This window comes from Plantibacter sp. CFBP 8775, from assembly GCF_014839505.1.
GTDB classification, from domain to species: domain Bacteria; phylum Actinomycetota; class Actinomycetes; order Actinomycetales; family Microbacteriaceae; genus Plantibacter; species Plantibacter auratus.
This window is the reverse complement of the sequence record NZ_JACYNV010000001.1, coordinates 73243-92773: the sequence shown is the minus strand read 5'-3', so window position 1 is coordinate 92773 and position 19531 is coordinate 73243. Positions and strand designations below refer to the sequence as shown.

Sequence of the window (19531 nt, the reverse complement as noted above, 5' to 3'; positions counted from 1 at the left end):
CAGCAGTTACACCGGATGCCCTTCTCGAGCCATCGACGGGTCCCCAGCACATGAGCCGATGGCTCTGGGTCATCTATCCGCTGGCGATGATCAGTGTCAACGTCGTCTGGGGTGGCGTGCTTCAGGTGATGCTCGGCAGACAGGTCGCCGAGCTGCTCGGAGAGACGACCGGGGCAGCCGGCATGCTGGGCCTCGTGATCAGTGCTGGTGCGATCTCGAGCTTGGTGGCGCAGCCACTGCTCGGACTCCTCTCAGACAAGACGAGCAGCCGTTTCCTTGGCCGGCGCAACATCTGGATCTTGGGATCCGCGGTCGCCGCGGCCCTCGCCCTGCTCGTCACCGCCAGCAGCCCGAGCCCGCTCGTCCTCGCCATCACGTGGGCGATCGCGATGTGGCCTCTGAGCGGTTTGCAGGCGGCCCTGACCGCCGTTCTCCCCGAACGCGTCCCGATCCGGAACCGGGGGACCATGTCCGGATTGGTCGGAGCGTCGTCGATCCTTGGTGCATTCGGAGGGATCACGATCGCCGGCCTGACGACGAACCTCTTCGTAGGGTACGTGGGCATCGCTGCGGTTGTGCTCGTCCTTGGGACGATCTTCGCGTTGACGACGAAGGACTACGTGCCGGTCCGTGCCGCGGTTCACGCCTCCAAGGCCGAGCGTCGGGCGGCGGCTCGCTTTCCGAGCTTCCGGAGCGCGCCTGACTTCTGGTGGACGTTCGCCGGCCGGTTCCTGATCATCTTCGGCTACAACTTCATGTCCGGCATGCAGCTGTACATCCTCGCTGACTACATCGGTGTCGGTACGGTCACGGAAGCCGCCGCCGTCCTCGTCGCTGTGCAGGGAGTGAGCACGCTCGGACTCCTCGTCTTCTCGATCATCGGCGGATGGCTGTCGGACAGGTTCGGACGAATCCGTGTGTTCGTGGGCCTGTCGAGTCTCCTCTTCGCCCCGGGCGCCCTCGTCTACCTCCTGGTGCCCACGCTCACCGGCGCTTTCATCGCCAGCGGCATCTTCGGCGTCGCCTTCGGCGTCTACCTCGCCGTCGACCAATCGCTGATCACTCGAGTCCTCCCGAATATGGACAACGCCGCACGGGATCTTGGCGTGATGAACGTCGCCAATGCCGGACCGCAGGTGATCGCCCCCGTTCTGGCCGGCGCCGTCGTCGCGGCGACCGGGCTCTACCAGCCGCTCTTCATCGTGACCATCGTCGCCGTCATCCTCGGTGCCATCAGCGTCCGATTCATCAAGGGCGTTCGGTGACCACCCATCCCGCATCCGACCACCTATCGCACATCGCCAGAAAGGCACTCGCATGATCCGTACACCCTTCAACAGCGACTGGACCGTCGGTCACAAGGGTTCACCCTTCGACGCCTTCAGCGGCGGATCAGCCAAGACGGCCGTCACGCTCCCGCACGATGGCCTCCGAGACTTGCCGCGGTCCGCAGACAGCCCCAATGGCAGTCACACCGGTTACTACCCGAGCGCGCACCTCGAGTACACCAAGACCATCGATGTGCCGGCCCAATGGCGTGATCAGAGCGTCGTCCTCGACATCGAGGGTGCCTACCGTGATGCTGTCGTGTACGTCAACGGCGACTTCGCCGCTCAGCGCCCGAACGGGTACGTCGGGTTCTCCGTTGCGCTGGACCCGTTTCTCCGGTTCGGTGAGGCGAACACCATCAGCGTCGAGGTCCGTACCCACGAAGACAGCCGGTGGTACGCCGGCGCCGGTCTCTATCGCAACGTGTGGCTCGTCACCGCCGAGCCGGTGCACATCCCGCTCGATGGTGTGCGCATCACCACCCCCGTCATCGAGCCCGACCTGGCATCCGTGATCACCACCGTCGAGGTCGCCAACGAGACCCGTCACACGCGCACCGTCCGGGTCGAAACAGAGATCCGCGACGATGCCGATGTGGTGCTCAGCCTGCAGACCGCGCCGATCACCCTGCTCCCCGGGACGACTGGACGAGTGCACCTCCGTCACTACCTCCCCGAGCCAGCACTCTGGAATGTCGACGACCCGCGACTGCACACCGCGCACACTCGGGTGCGAGAGGGCGACACCCTGCTCGATGAGGACGAATCCGTCTTCGGTGTACGATCCGTCACCGTCGATCCGGTGCATGGTCTGCGGATCAACGGGCGCTCGGTGAAGCTTCGGGGTGGCTGCATCCACCACGACAACGGCCCGCTCGGCAGTGCAGCCCACCCGCGCGCGGAGGAGCGTCGCGTGCAACTGCTCAAGGCGGCGGGCTACAACGCCGTCCGTAGTTCCCACAACAACATCAGCCGTGCCTTTCTCGACGCCTGTGACCGCCACGGGCTCCTTGTCTGGGACGAAGTGTCCGACGTATGGACGAAGAGCAAGACCGCTTTCGACTACTCGCTCGACTTCCCGGAGTGGTGGGAACGAGACGTCGAGTCGATGGTCGCCAAGGACTTCAATCACCCAAGCGTCATCATGTACTCGACCGGCAACGAGATCTTCGAGACCGGCAGCGCTATCGGATCTACTTGGGGGCGGGCGCTTGCAGAGAAAGTGCGCTCGCTCGACGACTCGCGACTCATCACCAATGCCATCAACGGGATGGTCGCCACCATGGACGTCTTCGCCGCACAGATGGCCTCGGGCGACACCCCGATGAACATCAACGCGCTCATGGGGTCGATGGAAGACATGATGAACACGCTCGGCTCCACGGCGTTGGTCTCCGATCGAATCGAAGAATCCCAGTCGCAGCTCGACGTCAGTGGGATCAACTACGCCGAAGCCCGCTACGCGATCGACGCCGAGCATCACCCGAACCGCATCCTCGTAGGATCCGAGACCTTCCCGCGCGCGCTCGACCGGATCTGGCCGCTGGTCGAGCAGCACCCGACGGTGATCGGTGACTTCGCCTGGACCGCTTGGGACTACATCGGGGAAGCGAGCATCGGTCGACCGGTCTACCCGGACGACGCTGATGTGCCGACAGGCACGAGCTCCCCCTATCCCTGGATGCTCGCCCAATCCGGCACGATCGACATCCTCGGGAATCGTCGCCCCGTCTCGTTCTGGCAGGAAACCGTCTGGGGGCTGCGAAGCCAACCGTACATCGCAGTGCAACGACCCGAGCATCACGGACGCGAGGTGCTCGTGGGTGGGTGGTCCTGGGATGACGTCGTCAGCAGCTGGAGTTGGGCCGTCCCGCCAGGATCAGCGATCAAGGTCGACGTGTACAGCGATGCGGACGAGGTCGAGCTCCGTCGCGACGGCACGATCATCGGTCGTGCTCAGGTCGGCGTCCACAAGGCGTGCATCGCGAAATTCGACACCGAATATCACCCGGGTGAGCTCACGGCGATCGCCATACGAGACGGGATCGAGGTCGGCAGCAGCACGCTCCGCACTCGCAGCGACATCATCCAGTTGGCCCTCACGCCAGATCGCACCGAACTGACAGCTGATGGCGGAGATCTCGCGTATCTCAGCGTCGAACTCTCCGACGAGACGGGGACGATCGCGACTGACGTCGCCACCGCCGTCTCGGTGGAGATCGAGGGCCCCGGAATCCTCGCCGGCTTCGGCAGCGCCCAGCCGGACAGCATCGAAGAGTTCGCGGCGGCGACAAGGACCACCTACGACGGACGGGCCCTGGCCATCATCCGTCCAACCGGCCCCGGGACGATCACCGTGCGCGCTGCAGCGGCGGGCCTTCCGCCGCAGTACGTGAATCTCACGGCCCGGTGAGCACGACGGGTGGTCAGTGCACCCATGAAGCACTGACCACCCCGGCGCCCGGCTAGCGACGACCGTCGGACTTGATGCGGCCTGCGGTGGCCATCCGTATGGGCTGTCTGGTTGGGATCGAGGGGATCACCGGGCGCTCTTCACCGCGACGCCAGATGCCCTCGAATAGGGTGCTCATTCTGAGCGGCTGTCCCGACTGCTGGCCTGAGTGACGACAGCGAGCTTCTCCGCGGCGAGGTGGGAGATGGGCGCGGCCACTCGAACCTAGGGCGCTCCTCACATGGGCGATGCCGGCTTCGCGGGACGAGCGAGCCACGCAAGGGTTCGGCCATCCGGCTGGTGCGGATCCGAGCGGAGGGAAAGGTGCCGCTCGTGTCGAGCACGACAGTCGGGTGGGTGTCCTTGCAGAGGATCATCACGCTTGGATCTGTTCTGAGTTGATCTCTCGAGTGAAGAGTCTGGATGAGTCACGCCTCGTCATGGCCGCGCCGACCAGTCCTGCGAACAAGGGGTGTGGGTTGGTCGGGCGAGAGCGGAGTTCAGGATGTGCCTGGGTACCGATGTAGAACGGGTGCACGCCGCGGTCGAGCTCGACGTACTCGACGAGAGTGCCGTCAGGTGATGTGCCGGAGAAAGCGAGTCCGGCCGCCGCGATCTGATCACGGTAAGTGTTGTTGACCTCGTAGCGGTGACGGTGCCGCTCGGATGCTGTCACAGCGCCGTACAGGTCGGCGGCTAGAGAGCCCGTCGTGAACGAAGCCGGATAGAGCCCAAGGCGCATCGTGCCACCCAGCTCGCCCGTCGCGATGATGTCGACCTGCGCGGCCATGGTCGCTATGACCGGGGTCGATGTCTCCGGGTCGAATTCGGTGCTCGAGGCCTCCGGCAGGGCGGCTTCGTGGCGGGCGTATTCAATGACCATGCACTGCATCCCGAGGCACAGGCCAAGCGTCGGGATGCTCTGTTCGCGAGCGAATTTCAGCGCTCCGACTTTGCCCTCGATGCCGCGCACACCGAACCCGCCGGGCACGCAGATGCCGTCCACGTCGCCGAGCTGCTCCGCGGCGCCCTCCGCTGTGATGCAGTCGTCCGAAGCGATCCACTTCAGATTCACCGTGGTGCGGTGTGCGAAGCCGCCCGCCCGGAGGGCTGCGGTGACGGACAGGTACGCATCTGGCAAGTCGATGTACTTGCCGACCAGGGCGATGGTGACATCCCCCTCCGGCTCGTGCACGGCATCAAGAACCGGCTTCCAAGCCGACCAGTCCATGTCATGCGCGTCGAGCTGCAGTGCGTCGATGATGACCTGGTCGAGGCTCTGGTCATGGAGCAGCGTCGGTAGGTCATAGATCGACGGCACGTCTATGGCGTTCACCACGGCGTTTTCGTCGACATCGCACATCAGGGCGATCTTCGTCTTGTTCGACCCGCTGACTGGACGGTCGCTGCGCAGGACGAGCGCGTCAGGTTGGATTCCAAGGGAGCGGAGCTGTGCCACCGAATGCTGTGTTGGCTTGGTCTTCTGCTCACCAGAAGTGCCCATGTACGGCACGAGGGAGATGTGTACGAAGAAGACGTTGTCACGGCCGAGCTCGTGACGCACCTGTCGGGCCGCCTCGATGAACGGCTGGGACTCGATGTCGCCGATCGTGCCGCCGACCTCGGTGATGATGACGTCGGGCTGGGGGGAATCGGAAGCTTGCAACCGCATGCGGCGCTTGATCTCGTCGGTGATGTGCGGGATGACCTGGACGGTGTCCCCGAGGTACTCGCCGCGGCGCTCCTTCGCGATGACCGTCGAGTAGATCTGGCCGGTCGTGACATTCGCGCCCTGGTTGAGGTTGATGCCAAGGAAGCGTTCGTAGTGCCCGATGTCGAGATCCGTCTCGGCTCCATCGTCGGTCACGAAGACCTCACCGTGCTGGAACGGATTCATCGTTCCCGGGTCGACGTTGAGGTACGGGTCGAGCTTCTGCATCACGACGTTGATACCCCGGGCCGTGAGCAGGTTGCCGAGGCTGGCCGCCGTCAGGCCTTTGCCGAGCGAGGAGACGACCCCGCCCGTGACGAAGATCTGTTTCGTCACTCTGGGAGCTGAGATCGAGGGCGGGGTGCTGGTTCCGTTGCTTCGAGTATTCGCCACGGGACTCCATACTAACTTCACGCCGCGGTTAGTTCAGCGCTCGATCAGTGTCTGCACCGTGCGCCGGGATTCCTCTGGCAGCGACGGTTCAGGGCCGCGCGGGCGACAGCAGATCGGCGTGGTCGGTGTGCTGGAGGTAGTGGATGACCGCGTCACGGCTTTTCTCAAGACACACGATCCTGTCTTCCACGACGCGCAATTCTCGTGCCAGATCCTCCGCCAATGCGCGACTGCACGAGGCAGACTGCTGTCCCGGCTGTGGTGCTTCGATGTCCAGAACGATTTTGATCATGCGTGTGGACAAGCCGGCTTGGACCAGGGCGCGGACATGGCGGGCGTGTTCGACCTGCTCGTCGGAGTACTCGCGGTAGCCGTTCGCCGATCGCGTCGACTGGATCAGTCCTTGTTGTTCGTAGTAGCGCAGCATGCGCGTCGGAGCGCCGACCACAGCAGCCGCTTCACCGATCTTCATCCTTCAGCCATCCCTTCACCGCACCCGGAGTTGACATTGACACTGGTGTCAAACTTTACGCTGGCTGACATGATGGGCGCCCAACCGTTGGGCGACCAAAGGAAGGACACACCTATGTCGGCGACCGCCTCCAGCGCCCCCTCGCGGAACATTCTCGTCATCGGAGCAGGAGAACTCGGCATGCCTGTCCTCCGCAACGTCGTGAGGCGCGCCTCACCAGCTCTGGAAGCGTCCGTCGATGTGCTCCTGCGGTCGAACACGATCGACTCCACCACTCCCGCGAAGCAGCGCAACGTCGCTGAGATCCGCGCTTTGGGAGTCGGCATCGTTCAAGGGGATCTCGTTGGGCAGTCAATCGATGAACTCGCGGCCATCTTCGCGGAATATGACACCGTGATCGGCTGCACCGGGATCACAGCCGGCGTTGAAACTCCGATGAAAGTCGCACAGGCCGCTTTGCAGGCGAAGATTCCGCGGTACTTCCCGTGGCAGTTCGGCGTCGACTTCGATGTGATCGGGCGTGGCAGTCCACAGGACATTTTCGACTCGCAACTCGACGTGCGAGATCTGCTCAGGGCGCAGCACGACACCGAGTGGGTGATCATCTCCACCGGCATGTTCATGAACTACCTCTTCGAGCCAGGCTCGGGAATGGTCGACCTGCCGAACCACACCGTCAACGCGCTCGGCAGCCCCGACACCGCGGTCACGGTGACCACGCCGGAAGACATCGGTGCACTCACGGCGGAGATTCTGTTCGAGGAGCCCCGGATCCGCAACGAGATCGTCTACGTAGCAGGCGACACGATCACGTATCGCCAGGTCGCTGAAACCCTGGAAGCAGTCCTTGGTCGTCCGTTCGAACTTGCAGTTTGGACAGAGTCGTCGCTGATGAACGAGCTGGCGAACGACCCAGACAACATGACCCGGAAGTACCGCGCCGTGTTCGCGCAGGGGCGAGGCGTAGCCTGGGACAAGAGCGACACGTTTAACGAGCGCCGGTCGATCCCGACTACAACGCTCCGGGAGTGGGCCCAGCAGAACCTCGTCGCCTGAGTACCGGATCCAAGCGGCGTAGAGCTCGAGAGGAGGCGCCCATGAGCACTCCACGCGGGGCGCACTGCTTGACACTTTGCGCGCGCGTTCACAAGTAGCTGTCTTATGTCTTCCAGGTGAAGATGTCATATTCCACGCCCGGTTGACCTTCACCGAAGGCGACGTGCGATACAGCACGCTCGCCACGGGGCTGTTCCTGACCGAAGGAGGCGGGGCGATGTCCAATGTCCCATCGCAAATCCTCGTCCCGGTCATGCACGGTGTGACATTCGAGGAGCTCGATCAAGTCACCCCCACCCTTGCGTCGCGCGGTGGATTCAGCACGGCCGAAGAGCCAATGGAGGACATTGCCGTGAAGATAGCCGAGCTCGTCGGAATCGTCACGGAAGAAGAAGCCGACGAACTCAACATGGTGCCTGCCACCAGCTAGCCCCGGGGAAACGAATCGTGCTTCACTCCAGTCGCGGCCCTGCAGACGCCTGGATGCGACTGCTCTCGGTTCCATCAAATAGCGGTTAGTCGCCTTCGTTATCCGGCGCAACCGTTAGCGGAACGGAGGAGGAGCGTTCGCGGCCTCCTAGAGGATGACCCGCGAGACGCCCCATGAACAACGAGTTGCAGGACGGTTGCCGGTGAACCACTACGTGGCTCGGCGGGTTGGGGTCAATGGTCTAGGTGTTTCAGGGCCGTCGAGTTCGAGCGAAGATCTGCGATGTCGCGGCACACATCCTGACGGTGAGTGTGGGGCCGCGCTACTGTCGAGCGCGACAACTATGCAGACCGGTCACTCCAGGCCGGGCCTCGGCGGAGGGCGCCACCAAATGCCCCCAGCCCGTCCTCAGATCCGCGGAATCACGCGGGCATGTTCGGAGCGACACGTTGTGTTGGAAACGCCGGCGACACTTTACGTTGGAAACCCGCTGATTCAGCGGGACCGTGGCGACACTTTGCGTGCGCGTTCACATGTAGGTAGGACCGCGTTTCGCGAGGTCGCCCGCCGTTCAGCGAACGAGCTGGTCCGAGGCGGGTATCGCGGCGCAGGAGTCACGGACGATGACCTGTTCCAGGACCGCTTCGGAGAGATCCGGCAGCTCGGTCCCGCTGGCTTGGGCGATTGCGACGGCTGCGAAGTTCGCGCCGTCGGCTTCTTCGTTGCGGCGTACGGTCGTCAGGGAGGGGACGAAGAGGGCTGCGATCGGTGCGTCGTCGTGGCCGATCACGGAGAGATCGTTCGGCACGCTGAGGCCGAGTCGCAGAGCCGCTCCCACGATGAGGGCCGCGACGTCGTCGTTGTAGGCGGCTACGGCGGTGACTCCGGCGGCGCGCCAGTCACGGACCGCTTCGATCGCATCGTCCTGCCCGGCCAGTGTCCGCACGTCGAGTGGAACCCGGTCGTGTCGTTGCTCGTGCTGCTGAGCTGCCTGGACGCGCACGCTGGCGAGATCAGTCAGCCGGGGATCAGCCGTCGAGGCATAAGCGATGCGGCGGTGTCCGAGGCCGTGCAGGAACCTGAGTTGCTCGGCAGGTCCCGTATCGGGTGAGGCGCTGCCGCCGATGTCGTCGGGGAAGATGTGATTGATGCCCTGAGCGCGCATGCTCAAGAGTTGCTCCGGCGTGAACGGGGCGAACCCCATCACGACCTCCGGCTCCAGCAGCTCCCACAGTGGCCGAACGGCGCTTTCGCGGCGAGGCGTATACGTCACCAGGGTGTACCCCGCATCGTCGAGCACGCTGCTGGCTGCCTCGATCAACCGCTGCATGCTCGCGCCGACAGGCCAGTCGGGGAGGACGAGGAGGACGATGCGGCTCGCCCCTCGGGCGAGTGCCTGCGCTCCGGCGTGCGGCCGGTAGCCGATCCGCTCGGCCGCCTCCAACACGCGTGCGCGGGTACTCGACGAGATCGTCTGTCCGGCGGTCTGGTTGAAGACGAACCCGACGGTCGCGCGCGACACTCCGGCTTCGCGTCCGACGTCGGCGGCCGTTGGGCGTTTCTTCACGAGGGGATCGCTCACCGGACCACTCTGCCGTACTTGTGCTTGCGCGTGCTAGTTCGATCGGACTAGAGTGCAGAACTAGCGCGCGCTACCCGGCGCCATTTCGACAACGGAGTCCCCATGACACACGAGCCCCCACGCAACGAGACGCCGCGAGCGTCCGCTGCCCCCGCCCAGCCGTTCCCTGCAGCGCCGGCAGCCGTCGAGGAGGTCATCGACAGCGCACCCACCCGGGCCGAGCCGCAGGCGAGCCCGTCCTACATCTGGTTCCAGGTACTGGGGCAGTTCGGCGTCTTCGTCGCCTTCATCACTCCGCTGGCGATCTCCCTGGCGATCCGCCTCTCGGAGCTTGCTCCCGGCCGTGACGAGTACCTCGGCTACATCACCGGGTCGGGTGCCCTCGTCGTGATGCTCACCGCTCCGTTGTTCGGGGTGCTCAGCGACCGCACGCGTACGCGGATCGGGCGTCGTCGTCCGTTCATGATCGCGGGCACGGTGTTGGGTGTGGTCTCCCTCGTGGTGATGGCGCTCGCTCCATCCGTGTTGGTGCTCGGTTTCGGCTGGGTTCTCGCGCAGATCGGCTGGGGTCAGGTGCTGCAGAATCTGCAGACGTCGATGGCGGACAAGCTGTCTGAAACACAGCGTGGCAAGGTCGCCGGACTCGCGGGGTTCGCGACCCAGGTGGCGCCGGTGTTCGGTGTCGTGATCGCCGGGTCGTTCTCCGGGAACGCTCTGCTCCTCTTCCTGCTCCCGGGGCTCGTCGGAGTGATCTTCGTCGCCATGTTCGTGCTCTTCACGCGGGAACCGGACACGCGGGGGGCCCGCTTCGATGAGCGGCTCTCGCCGAAGACCTTGTTCAGTAAGTATCTGTACAACCCGCGGCGGTTCCCGGACTTCTCGCTGGTCTGGCTGGGGCGGTTCCTCTTCTACTTCGGTCTCACCCTGAACACGACCTTCACCGCGTTCTTCTTCGCCTCACGGCTCGGCGTCGAGGTGACCGAGGTCGCACCGATCATCGCCACCCTCGGCCTGTTCGGGATCGGAGCGACGACCCTGGGCGCGATCGGGGGCGGGTTCCTGTCGGACAAGGTCCGCCGCCGACGCGTCTTCGTCCTCCTCGGCGCCGTGCTGTTCGCCGTCGGCGCGATCGTGATGGCCCTGGCTTCCGACGTCCCGGTGCTGTACACCGGGTCGCTGATCACGTCGGTCGGCATCGGGATGTTCGCCGCGGTCGATCAGGCGCTGATCCTGGACGTCCTGCCGGAGAAGGCCACCAACGCCGGGCGGTACATGGGGATCATCGGCTTCGCCGTGTCGATCCCGCAGGCCGTCGCGCCGTTCATCGCGCCCGTCTTCCTCGCGATCGGCGTGACCGCCGGCGGCGGTAAGAACTACACACTGCTCTACATCATCGCCGCAGCGTTCACCCTGCTCGGAGGGCTCGTGGTCCTGAGAATCCGATCCGTCCGATAGCCCGTCACCACCGCTCGAGGAGCCACCATGTCGACCTGGACCGCGTCCTTCATCACTTCAGCCACCCCCAGTCCAGCGCCCGAGGGCCCTGCCGCGTACCTTCGCAAGGAATTCACGCTCACGAGACAGCCTGCTGCCGCGACACTGCGAGTCACCGCCGTGGGGTTGATCGAACCCCACCTCAACGGATCAGTGGTCGGTGATGAGGTCCTCACTCCGGGCTGGACGTCCTATCGTCACCGCCTCGTGGTGAGCAGCCACGAGGTGACCGATCGCATCCGCATAGGCGGCAACGTGATCGGTGCCGTCTTGGGCGAGGGGTGGGCGCTGGGGCGACTCGGGTGGGAGGGCAAGCGCCACCACTACTCGGAGCGACCCGCCGGCTGGTTGCAGCTCGAGCTCGAATACGCCGACGGCAGCACCGAGGTGATCGTGAGCGACGACACCTTCCGATCCAGCACCGGTGGGGGGCTGACCGACAGCATCTACGACGGTGAAGAGTTCGACGCGCGCCTGGAGCCATCAGGGTGGGACGCGCCGGGCTTCGACGACAGTGCTTGGGATGGTGTGTCCCTGATGGACTGGCCGCAGGAGTCCCTCGTCGAACCCATCGCCCCGCCGATCCGGCGCATCGAGGAGCTCGCGCCGGTGGACATCCTCACCACACCCGCTGGTCTCACCGTGCTGGACTTCGGCCAGATCATCTCCGGATGGGTGCGACTGCAGGTCACGGGCCCCGCCGGCACGACCATCGCGCTCCGCCACGCAGAGGTCATGACCGACGGCGAGCCTGACTACGAGACGATCCGCACAGCGCGGGCGACGGACCGGTACACCTTGAGCGGTGGTGGCCCCGAGGTGTGGGAGCCGCGCTTCACGTTCCACGGCTTCCGGTACGTGCAGGTCGACGGGTGGCCCGGTGAACTCACCGCCGATTCGGTTCGCGCGATCGTCGTGCACTCCGACATGCGGCGCACCGGGTGGCTCGAGACGTCCGATCCGCTGCTGAACCAACTCCACGCGAATGCCGTCTGGTCGATGCGCGACAACTTCGTCGGCGTGCCCACCGACTGCCCGCAGCGGGACGAGCGGCTGGGCTGGACCGGCGACATCAACGCCTTCGCGCCCTCCGCCGCGTTCCTCTACGACGTCCGCGGTGTGCTCGGATCCTGGCTGCGCGACCTCGCCGCCGAGCAGGCGGTGCGGGGCTTCGTGCCCTGGGTCGTCCCCGACGTCCTGTCCACGCCGTCCTCGCCGACGGCCCTGTGGAGCGACGTGGCCGTCAGCCTGCCCTGGACGCTCTATCGGGAGTACGGCGACCCGCGGATCCTCGCAGAGGCCTACCCCTCGATGACCGCGTTCATCCGCCAGGTGGCCGATCTGCTCGACGAGAACGGGCTGTGGAGCAGCGGATTCCAGTACGGGGACTGGCTCGACCCCGATGCGCCGGCCGACAACCCGGCCGGCGGGAAGACCGATCGGCACCTGGTCGCTGCGGCCTATCTCTGCCGGACCACTCGGGAGATGGCCGACACCGCCGGCGTCCTCGAGCGGCCCGACGATGCAGCGGAGTTCCGAGCGCTGGCCGAACGCGTGCGGACCGCCTTCCTGAATGAATACGTCAGTGCGAACGGGCGAGTGGTCGACGAGACCGCGACCGCCTACGCGCTGGCGATCGCGTTCGACATCCTCGACGAGTCCCAGCGGGCACACGCGGGGGACCGGCTCGCAGCGATCGTCGCGAAGGCCGGCTACCGCATCTCGACCGGATTCGCCGGCACTCCGTTGGTCACCGACGCCCTGTCCTCGACAGGCCACCTCGATGCGGCCTACCTGCTCCTCCTGGAGACGGGCTGCCCGTCGTTCCTGTACCCCGTGACCATGGGGGCCACGACCGTCTGGGAGCGATGGGACTCGATCCGTCCCGACGGCTCGATCAACCCGTCCGGCATGACCTCCCTGAACCACTACGCGCTCGGCGCCGTCGTCGACTGGATGCACCGCACGATCGGCGGCCTCACCCCGGTCGAGCCCGGCTACTGCAGGATGCGCATCGCGCCCCGGCCTGGCCGCGGTGTCACTTCCGCAGTGCTCAGACACACCACTGTCCACGGCGACGTCCTCGTCGACTGGCGGATCGTCGACGGCGAGGGCCGTGTGCTCGTCACCATCCCGGACGGCACGACCGCCGAGGTCGAGCTCCCCCTGCACCCGGATGCGGCAGTGTTCGAGATCGTTGCCGGGTCGCACGAGTGGAACTACCCCGTGGAGGACGCGGGCCAGGGCGGTTCGTACAACTTGGACTCGACCCTGGGCGATATCGCCGCCGACCCGAACGCCTGGCGCCTGTTCACCGACGCGTTCGGCCGACACGTCCCTGGCGTGCCACTGGACGGCGACGACCCCGGCGCCTCGGCCCTGTCCATCAGAACACTCCTGGACTACATCCCGGGCGCATCCGAGGAACTGAAGACCGACATCGAAGCGTCCCTCGACGCCGCAACCACTGGAGCATCAGCATGACGTTCGATCCATCCGCACTGACCCTCGCGCAGAAGGCAGCCCTCCTCTCCGGCGCCGACTTCTGGTCCACGAAGAGCCTGCCCGACGCGGGCATCCCGTCGATCGTGCTCACCGACGGACCCCACGGCGTGCGACGCCAGGCCGGGGACGCCGACCACCTCGGGATCAACGACAGCCTGCCCTCGACGTGCTTCCCCCTCGCCGTGGCGGTGGGGAGCAGCTGGGACCCGCAGCTCGCCGCAGAGGTGGGTGCCGCCGTCGGCCGGGAAGCACGGGCGTTCGGAGTCTCCGTCGTCCTCGGACCGGGGGTGAACATCAAACGCAGCCCGCTGTGCGGCCGGAACTTCGAGTACTACTCAGAGGACCCCTACCTCTCCGGAGTGCTCGGCGCCGCTCACGTCACCGCGATGCAGGAGACGGGGGTGGGGGCTTCGGTCAAGCACTTCGCCGCGAACAACCAGGAACACGAACGGATGCGCATCAGCGCAGACGTGGACGAGCGCACCCTCCGGGAGATCTACTTCCCGGCCTTCGAACGAGTCGTCCGGGAGGCCAGGCCCGCCACCGTGATGTGTTCGTACAACAAGATCAACGGGGTCTACGCCTCCCACAACCGATGGCTGCTTACGGACATCCTGCGCACCGATTGGGGCTTCGAGGGCTCGGTGGTCTCCGATTGGGGCGCCGTCAGTGACCGCGTCGCAGGTGTGGCAGCCGGGATGGACCTGGAGATGCCCGGCAGTGGAGGAGCCACCGACCAGCAGATCGTCGACGCCGTGCTGGCCGGGCGACTCGACGAAGAGCTCGTGGACGAATCCGTCCGCAGGGTCGTGGCGCTCACCGAGCTGGCAAGCGATGCCACCGGTGATCTCGACGTGGACGGCCACCACACGCTGGCCCGACAGGTCGCGGCGGATTCGATCGTGCTGCTCAAGAACGATGAGTCCACCCTCCCCATCCGGCCGGACACCCGCATCGCCGTGCTCGGCGCCTTCGCGACCACGCCCCGGTATCAGGGAGGCGGCAGCTCCCACATCAACGCCACCCGCGTGGACGCCGCCCTCGACGCCATCCGCGACCAGTCGTGGGCGGAGGGGGTGACCATCGAGCACGCGACCGGGTTCACCGAGGACGGCTCCGGTGACACCGCCGCGCTCCTCGACGAAGCGGTCGCCGTCGCCGCCCGTGCAGACGTCGCCATGCTGTTCGTCGGGCTGGGAGACCGCGACGAGTCCGAAGGGTTCGACCGCGACACCCTCGCCCTCCCGGCCCCGCAGGTCGATCTCATCCACGCCGTCGCAGCGACAGCGGCGAAGACCGTCGTCGTGCTCTCGAATGGAGGCGTCGTCTCGCTCGAAGGCTGGCACGACGAGGTCGACGCGATCCTGGAAGGGTGGCTGCTCGGTCAGGCGAGCGGCTCAGCCATGTCGGATGTGCTGTTCGGCCGGGTCAACCCGTCCGGCCACCTGGCGGAATCGATCCCGCTCCGTTTGGAAGACACCCCCAGCTGGGTGAACTTCCCCGGCGAGCAAGGCCACGTGCGGTACGGCGAAGGCGTCTTCGTCGGGTACCGGTACTACACCTCGGCGGAGGTGCCGGTGCGGTACCCGTTCGGTCGCGGACTCAGTTACACCACGTTCTCCACCGAGAGCGTCGTCGCCCGGGTCGTCGGTGACGCCGAGGTCGAGGTCGACGTCACCGTGACCAACACCGGTGAGCGCACTGGCAAGCACGTCGTCCAGCTCTACGTCGCCCCGGCACCGGCGCCGGTGCGCCGCCCGGTTCGAGAGCTGCGCGGTTTCGCGAAGGTCGACCTCGGTGCCGGCGAGAGCACCACGGTCACGCTGCGGCTCGATCGGCGCGCCTTCGCCTATTGGGACATCGAGCTCGACCGGTGGGTCGTCACCGCCGGCGACCACCTGATCCAGGTCGGCTCGGACGCCGCCACCATCACCCGCGAGACGGCCGTGACGCTGAGCGGAGACACGATCGTCCGCGAACTCACCCTGGCGTCCACGGTCGGCGACTGGTTCGGTCACCCCGAGGTCGGACCCTTGCTCATGCAGGGCATGTCCGCGGGGATGACCGCGGAGCAGGCCCAGCAGGCCGCGGAGAACCCCGACCAGCTCAAGATGGTCGAATCCATGCCCATGCAGCAGTTCCTCGCATTCGTCCAGGGCGCCATCCCCGAGGAGTCCCTCGAGCAGATGATGCAGCTGTCGCGATCCGCTGCGGGTGTCGCACGATGACGAGGGTGCCGCCGCCTGGCGGTCAGGGCTCGCCGGTCAGCCGGCCACAGAACATCCCGAGAACGACGACGCCGATGGAGGCACACATGAACAGATACGACGACAGGCGAGTCCTCATCACCGGGGCAGGCTCCGGTATCGGACAGGCGACGACCCTGCGGATCCTCGCGGAAGGCGGGACGGTCGTCGCCGCGGACATCAGCGACACAGGCCTGGCGGACACCGCGTCGAAGGCAGGCTCTGACCTCGAACGCTTCCATCCGGTGATCATCGACATCGGTGACGAAGGATCGGTCCGTGGCGGCGTGGAGGAGGCCGTCGGAATCCTCGGCGGGCTCGACGTCCTCGTCAACGCGGCCGGCATCCTGCGTTCCTCCCACACGGCGACGACCAGCCTGGAGAGCTTCCAACAGATCATCCGCGTCAACCTCACCGGGACGTTCCTCATGATCCGCGAGGCCCTTCCAGCCCTGCAGCGGGGTACTGGAGCTGCCGTCGTGAACTTCAGCTCCACATCCGCCGGCTTCGCCCATCCCTACATGGCCGCGTACGCCGCGAGCAAGGGAGGCGTGCAGTCGATGACGCACGCGCTCGCCGCCGAGTACGCCAAGGATGGCATCCGGTTCACCTCCGTCCAGCCGGGCTCCATCTCATCCGGGATGACCAGCGGGACGGGCATGAGCGGTCAAAGCGTGGGTCCGGGCCTGCCGGACGACGTCGACTACAGCCTCATGATGAAGCTCCAACCCATGCTCGGTGAAGGCTTCGCCTCACCCGATGCCGTCGCGGGCGTCGTCGCGATGCTCGCGAGCGCCGACGGCGCGTTCATCACGGGCACGGAGATCCGGATCGACGGCGGAACCCACGCCTGACCCCTCGATCACCTGCTGACATCGGGTCGCGCGCGACATTCCGCGGTGAGAAGCTTGCGTTGTGACCGGTATCGACCTGACCTTCGCGCCACCGCTGAGGGGCACGTTCTACCGCGCGATCGACCCGAGGTTCCGCGAGTTTGCGATCGCCGGATCGCGCACCGCTGGGCGCTATTCGCGGGCGAACGAGCCGACGCTGTACCTGAGCTCGTCCATCGATGGCGTCGAGGCCGCGATGCTCGCCCACCAGGACGCTCGGGCGGCGGCGCGTGAGATCGTGGAGATCGATGTCGAGGCGTCCGGCATCGTCGATCTGCGCGACGCGGGGGCTCTGGAATCGGCAGGCATCGACCTCGCTGACGCAGCGACCCCATGGCAGGACGTCGTCGCCGGCGGAGGCACGCCGACATCGTGGAGGGTCCGCGACCGCCTCCTTGCCGGCGGCGCGAACGGATTGATCGACCCCTCGCGAAAGCGACCGGGGCTCTGGCATCTGGTGCTCTTCCGCTGGAACGAGCCTGGTGCGCCGACCGTCAGCTTGAGAGGGATTCATGTTGCCGCCGCGAACTGATGCCGTAATACGACGTTCGTCCTGATCCGAGCGTGTGCCGGGCCGCTCAGCTCTGAGCGCGGCGCGCATGCGTGCGCGCCTTCATCCGGTTGCCGCAGACCGCCATCGAACACCACTTCGCGGTGCCAGGTCGACTGTGGTCGACGAGGAACTGCGTGCACTCGTGGTTCGCGCAGGCGCGGAGGCGCCCGGGGAACTCCGTGATCACGCTCGACCACGCCAGCACGACCCCCGCCACCAAGCGATCGTCGTCAGGGACCTGAAGCTCCCAGACCACGCCATCCGGGGTGATACGCGGCGTGCGCACGGCATCGTCGAGGATGCCCGCGAGGTCGCTGATCGCTCCTCCGTCATCTCCACGGACCATGGTCTGCAGCGCCTGTCTCGCACGTCGGAGGCGCGCCACCTCGTCCACGGATCCCGTGCCGCCCCAGCTGCGCGCCAGGTCTTGTCCGGTCGCCCCCTCGAGACGGTCGGTCGGGGTGCCCTCGACGACCGGCGCACTGTTCAACAGGCCCAGCAGCAGCTCCTCGTCGCGAAGCATCGTTCTCCGTTCTCGTGCGCCGTCCGACGCCCTGGATCCATGCTACCGTCTGACTAACCAGTAAAACAATCTAAAGGGGTTAGCAATGGTCACCGTCCACCACCGCACCGTCTCGATCGACGGGCTCGACGTCTTCTATCGCGAGGCTGGCCCGGCAGACGCTCCCGTGCTTCTGCTCCTCCACGGGTACCCGAGCAGCTCCCACATGTTCCGGCACCTCATCCCGGCGCTTGCCGGCCAGTACCGCGTCATCGCTCCGGACCACATCGGCTTCGGTCGCTCCTCCACCCCATCGGTCGACGAGTTCGAGTACACCTTCGCGGCCCTCGCAGGGGTCACCGGCCGGTTCCTCTCGACCATCGGCGTGACGCAGTACACGATCTACGTCCAGGACTACGGCGCCCCGGTCGGCTGGCGCCTGGCCCTCAACGACCCCACTGCCGTCGTCGGAGTCATCTCCCAGAACGGCAACGCCTACGAAGAGGGCTTCATTTCGAGCTTCTGGGACCCGATCTGGGCCGACGCCGCCGAACGGACCACCGAGACGCGCGATGCGCTCCGTCCAGCCCTCGGACGGGAAGCCGTCGAATGGCAGTACACCCACGGCGTGCCAGATGTGACGACCGTCGACCCCGACGCCTGGGAGCACGACCTCGCGCTCCTCGCCCGTCCGGGTCAGGACGACGTGCAGCTGGCGCTCTTCCGCGACTACGCCACCAATCGGGACCTGTACCCCGCGGTGCACGAATGGCTCCGCACCTCACAGGTGCCGGTGCTCGCGATCTGGGGGCGTCACGACGAGATCTTCGCCGCCGCCGGCGCCACAGCGTTCACCCGTGATGCCCCCGATGCTCGCGTCGAACTCGTCGACGGCGGACACTTCCTCCTCGAATCCGACCTCGACCACGTCGCTGACACCATCACGGACTGGCTCCGGACGACTGACCGGAGCGCATAGCTCGGCGGGTCGGTCCATCCATCCAGACTGCGTTCAGCGGCGGCGCGTTCGGCTCGGACGGCTCAGGCTGCTGGCGGGTTGATCGTGAGCTCGCCGGGGAGTCCGGAGACTGCGAACGCCGCTTGCATGGCAGCGGTGACCTGGTCATCCGGCTTGCTGAGGTTGGCGTGGAGCGTGGTTTCGCCGTCGGCGACGGTGTAGATGATGCTGTCCAGGCCCGATGATCCCTGGAACGGGATGGTGAGCGCTTCGAGGAATTCGGCGAGCGCGGCGGGCGGTGTCTCGTCAGTGGTGATGCGCACGCCCTTGTAGGCGCCGGTGCCGCTGTCCCAGGTCAGGGTCCACCGGACGGGACCGACGGTGTCCTCGAGGCGGTCGCCGGTCGTGTGCTGACGGAGCAGGTCGACGAAGTCGGTGTACCGTCCCCGCTCGGAAGCGTCCAGATGGGCGGGGGCGTCGATGGCGAAGTACAGCGTGATCGGCCCCGGCTCGGCAAGGTGGTCGGCGACCGACACCCAGCCGTCGTCGGAGATGGTGTTCCAGTTCTCGGCGAACACGGTCGAACGGGCGGCCGTTTCGACGGTGCTGATGTCGCAGGGTGCGAAGCGGTCGGTGGGTGCGAGTGACTGCAGGACCGTCGCCGTCTGATCGACCGTGATGTCCTCGTCGAGGTCCACCGACAGGGTGCAGCTCGAGCCGGAGCTGTAGGTGAACTCCTTCGCGTACGCCGAGACGGTGCCGTGATCGCCGACGACCTCCTGGAGGACCGGCGTCACCCGCCAGGAGGCGATCCTCATCGTCGAGCAGGAGTACAGGATCATCGCTGCGATGCAGGCCATGGCGATGAGGAGGACGAGCACGGCGATCCGGCCGGCCCTACTGCGGCGGGTGCGTGGCGATCTCGGTCGAGGCTCGCGAAGGGTTGGCTGGAAGAA

The 19531-nt window shown here is 66.2% G+C and carries 15 protein-coding genes; 10 read left to right on the top strand and 5 right to left on the bottom strand.

Features of this window, described 5'->3' with window-relative positions; translation table 11 throughout:
- The first annotated feature begins 50 nt into the window (after positions 1 to 50).
- Together IFR14_RS00490 and IFR14_RS00485 are read left to right on the top strand one after the other, a co-directional pair.
- Positions 51 to 1265 (top strand): MFS transporter, encoded by a 1215-nt coding sequence (locus tag IFR14_RS00490; protein WP_191939917.1) that lies wholly within the window; start codon positions 51 to 53, stop codon positions 1263 to 1265.
- Positions 1266 to 1317: 52 nt separating this feature from the next.
- A complete protein-coding gene (locus IFR14_RS00485) occupies positions 1318 to 3741 on the top strand; it encodes a glycoside hydrolase family 2 TIM barrel-domain containing protein (protein WP_191939916.1) in 2424 nt (807 codons plus the stop codon).
- Positions 3742 to 4156: 415 nt separating this feature from the next.
- Here the strand turns inward: IFR14_RS00485 and IFR14_RS00480 are convergent, their stop codons facing one another.
- Both IFR14_RS00480 and IFR14_RS00475 read right to left on the bottom strand, forming a co-directional pair.
- A complete protein-coding gene (locus IFR14_RS00480) occupies positions 4157 to 5827 on the bottom strand; it encodes a CTP synthase (protein WP_191939915.1) in 1671 nt (556 codons plus the stop codon).
- 145 nt (positions 5828 to 5972) lie between these two features.
- Complete coding sequence (locus IFR14_RS00475) at positions 5973 to 6356, bottom strand: MerR family transcriptional regulator (protein WP_056781292.1); 384 nt, start codon at positions 6354 to 6356, stop codon at positions 5973 to 5975.
- Between the two features lie 114 nt (positions 6357 to 6470).
- Between IFR14_RS00475 and IFR14_RS00470 the strand changes: the two genes are divergently transcribed.
- On the top strand, positions 6471 to 7412 hold the full coding sequence (locus tag IFR14_RS00470) for an aromatic alcohol reductase (RefSeq protein WP_191939914.1): 942 nt from the start codon (positions 6471 to 6473) through the stop codon (positions 7410 to 7412).
- 142 nt (positions 7413 to 7554) lie between these two features.
- Positions 7555 to 7842: a hypothetical protein gene (locus IFR14_RS00465; RefSeq protein ID WP_139382337.1), complete on the top strand. Its 288-nt coding sequence runs from the start codon at positions 7555 to 7557 to the stop codon at positions 7840 to 7842.
- 571 nt (positions 7843 to 8413) lie between these two features.
- Here the strand turns inward: IFR14_RS00465 and IFR14_RS21305 are convergent.
- Positions 8414 to 9424: a substrate-binding domain-containing protein gene (locus IFR14_RS21305; RefSeq protein WP_191939913.1), complete on the bottom strand. Its 1011-nt coding sequence runs from the start codon at positions 9422 to 9424 to the stop codon at positions 8414 to 8416.
- A gap of 102 nt (positions 9425 to 9526) precedes the next feature.
- Here IFR14_RS21305 and IFR14_RS00455 point away from each other — a divergent pair, with 102 nt between their 5' ends.
- The 5 genes from IFR14_RS00455 (at position 9527) to IFR14_RS00435 (ending at position 17094) form a co-directional block, all read left to right on the top strand.
- A complete protein-coding gene (locus tag IFR14_RS00455) occupies positions 9527 to 10879 on the top strand; it encodes an MFS transporter (protein ID WP_191939912.1) in 1353 nt (450 codons plus the stop codon).
- Positions 10880 to 10906: 27 nt separating this feature from the next.
- Positions 10907 to 13402 carry an alpha-L-rhamnosidase gene (locus IFR14_RS00450; protein WP_191939911.1) on the top strand — a complete coding sequence of 832 codons (2496 nt, stop codon included), beginning with the start codon at positions 10907 to 10909 and terminating at the stop codon, positions 13400 to 13402.
- Entirely contained in the window at positions 13399 to 15651 is a 2253-nt protein-coding gene (locus IFR14_RS00445) for a glycoside hydrolase family 3 C-terminal domain-containing protein (RefSeq protein WP_191939910.1), read from the top strand. The genes IFR14_RS00450 and IFR14_RS00445 overlap by 4 nt, the downstream gene beginning before the upstream one ends.
- An 86-nt stretch (positions 15652 to 15737) precedes the next feature.
- Positions 15738 to 16523 carry an SDR family NAD(P)-dependent oxidoreductase gene (locus IFR14_RS00440; protein WP_191939909.1) on the top strand — a complete coding sequence of 262 codons (786 nt, stop codon included), beginning with the start codon at positions 15738 to 15740 and terminating at the stop codon, positions 16521 to 16523.
- Positions 16524 to 16584: 61 nt separating this feature from the next.
- Positions 16585 to 17094 (top strand): RES family NAD+ phosphorylase, encoded by a 510-nt coding sequence (locus IFR14_RS00435; RefSeq protein ID WP_342365611.1) that lies wholly within the window; start codon positions 16585 to 16587, stop codon positions 17092 to 17094.
- A gap of 46 nt (positions 17095 to 17140) precedes the next feature.
- Here IFR14_RS00435 and IFR14_RS00430 read toward each other — a convergent pair whose 3' ends face one another.
- Positions 17141 to 17638, bottom strand: a complete 498-nt coding sequence (locus tag IFR14_RS00430) for a CGNR zinc finger domain-containing protein (protein ID WP_191939908.1) — start codon at positions 17636 to 17638, stop codon at positions 17141 to 17143.
- Between the two features lie 85 nt (positions 17639 to 17723).
- Here IFR14_RS00430 and IFR14_RS00425 point away from each other — a divergent pair, with 85 nt between their 5' ends.
- On the top strand, positions 17724 to 18596 hold the full coding sequence (locus tag IFR14_RS00425; protein ID WP_191939907.1) for an alpha/beta fold hydrolase: 873 nt from the start codon (positions 17724 to 17726) through the stop codon (positions 18594 to 18596).
- Between the two features lie 62 nt (positions 18597 to 18658).
- On the opposite strand, the gene IFR14_RS00420 is transcribed toward IFR14_RS00425, so the two are convergent.
- A complete protein-coding gene (locus IFR14_RS00420) occupies positions 18659 to 19456 on the bottom strand; it encodes a hypothetical protein (protein ID WP_191939906.1) in 798 nt (265 codons plus the stop codon).
- Between the last annotated feature and the right edge of the window lie 75 nt (positions 19457 to 19531).

Excerpts from the sequence above, each read along its gene's own strand:
- IFR14_RS00450 (WP_191939911.1), top strand. The coding sequence starts at position 10,907 with ATGTCGACCTGGACCGCGTCCTTCATCACTTCAGCCACCCCCAGTCCA.
- IFR14_RS00445 (WP_191939910.1), top strand. The coding sequence starts at position 13,399 with ATGACGTTCGATCCATCCGCACTGACCCTCGCGCAGAAGGCAGCCCTC.
- IFR14_RS00485 (WP_191939916.1), top strand. The coding sequence starts at position 1,318 with ATGATCCGTACACCCTTCAACAGCGACTGGACCGTCGGTCACAAGGGT.
- IFR14_RS00490 (WP_191939917.1), top strand. The coding sequence starts at position 51 with ATGAGCCGATGGCTCTGGGTCATCTATCCGCTGGCGATGATCAGTGTC.
- IFR14_RS00425 (WP_191939907.1), top strand. The coding sequence starts at position 17,724 with ATGGTCACCGTCCACCACCGCACCGTCTCGATCGACGGGCTCGACGTC.
- IFR14_RS00440 (WP_191939909.1), top strand. The coding sequence starts at position 15,738 with ATGAACAGATACGACGACAGGCGAGTCCTCATCACCGGGGCAGGCTCC.
- IFR14_RS00470 (WP_191939914.1), top strand. The coding sequence starts at position 6,471 with ATGTCGGCGACCGCCTCCAGCGCCCCCTCGCGGAACATTCTCGTCATC.
- IFR14_RS00430 (WP_191939908.1), bottom strand. The coding sequence starts at position 17,638 with ATGCTTCGCGACGAGGAGCTGCTGCTGGGCCTGTTGAACAGTGCGCCG.
- IFR14_RS00455 (WP_191939912.1), top strand. The coding sequence starts at position 9,527 with ATGACACACGAGCCCCCACGCAACGAGACGCCGCGAGCGTCCGCTGCC.
- IFR14_RS00475 (WP_056781292.1), bottom strand. The coding sequence starts at position 6,356 with ATGAAGATCGGTGAAGCGGCTGCTGTGGTCGGCGCTCCGACGCGCATG.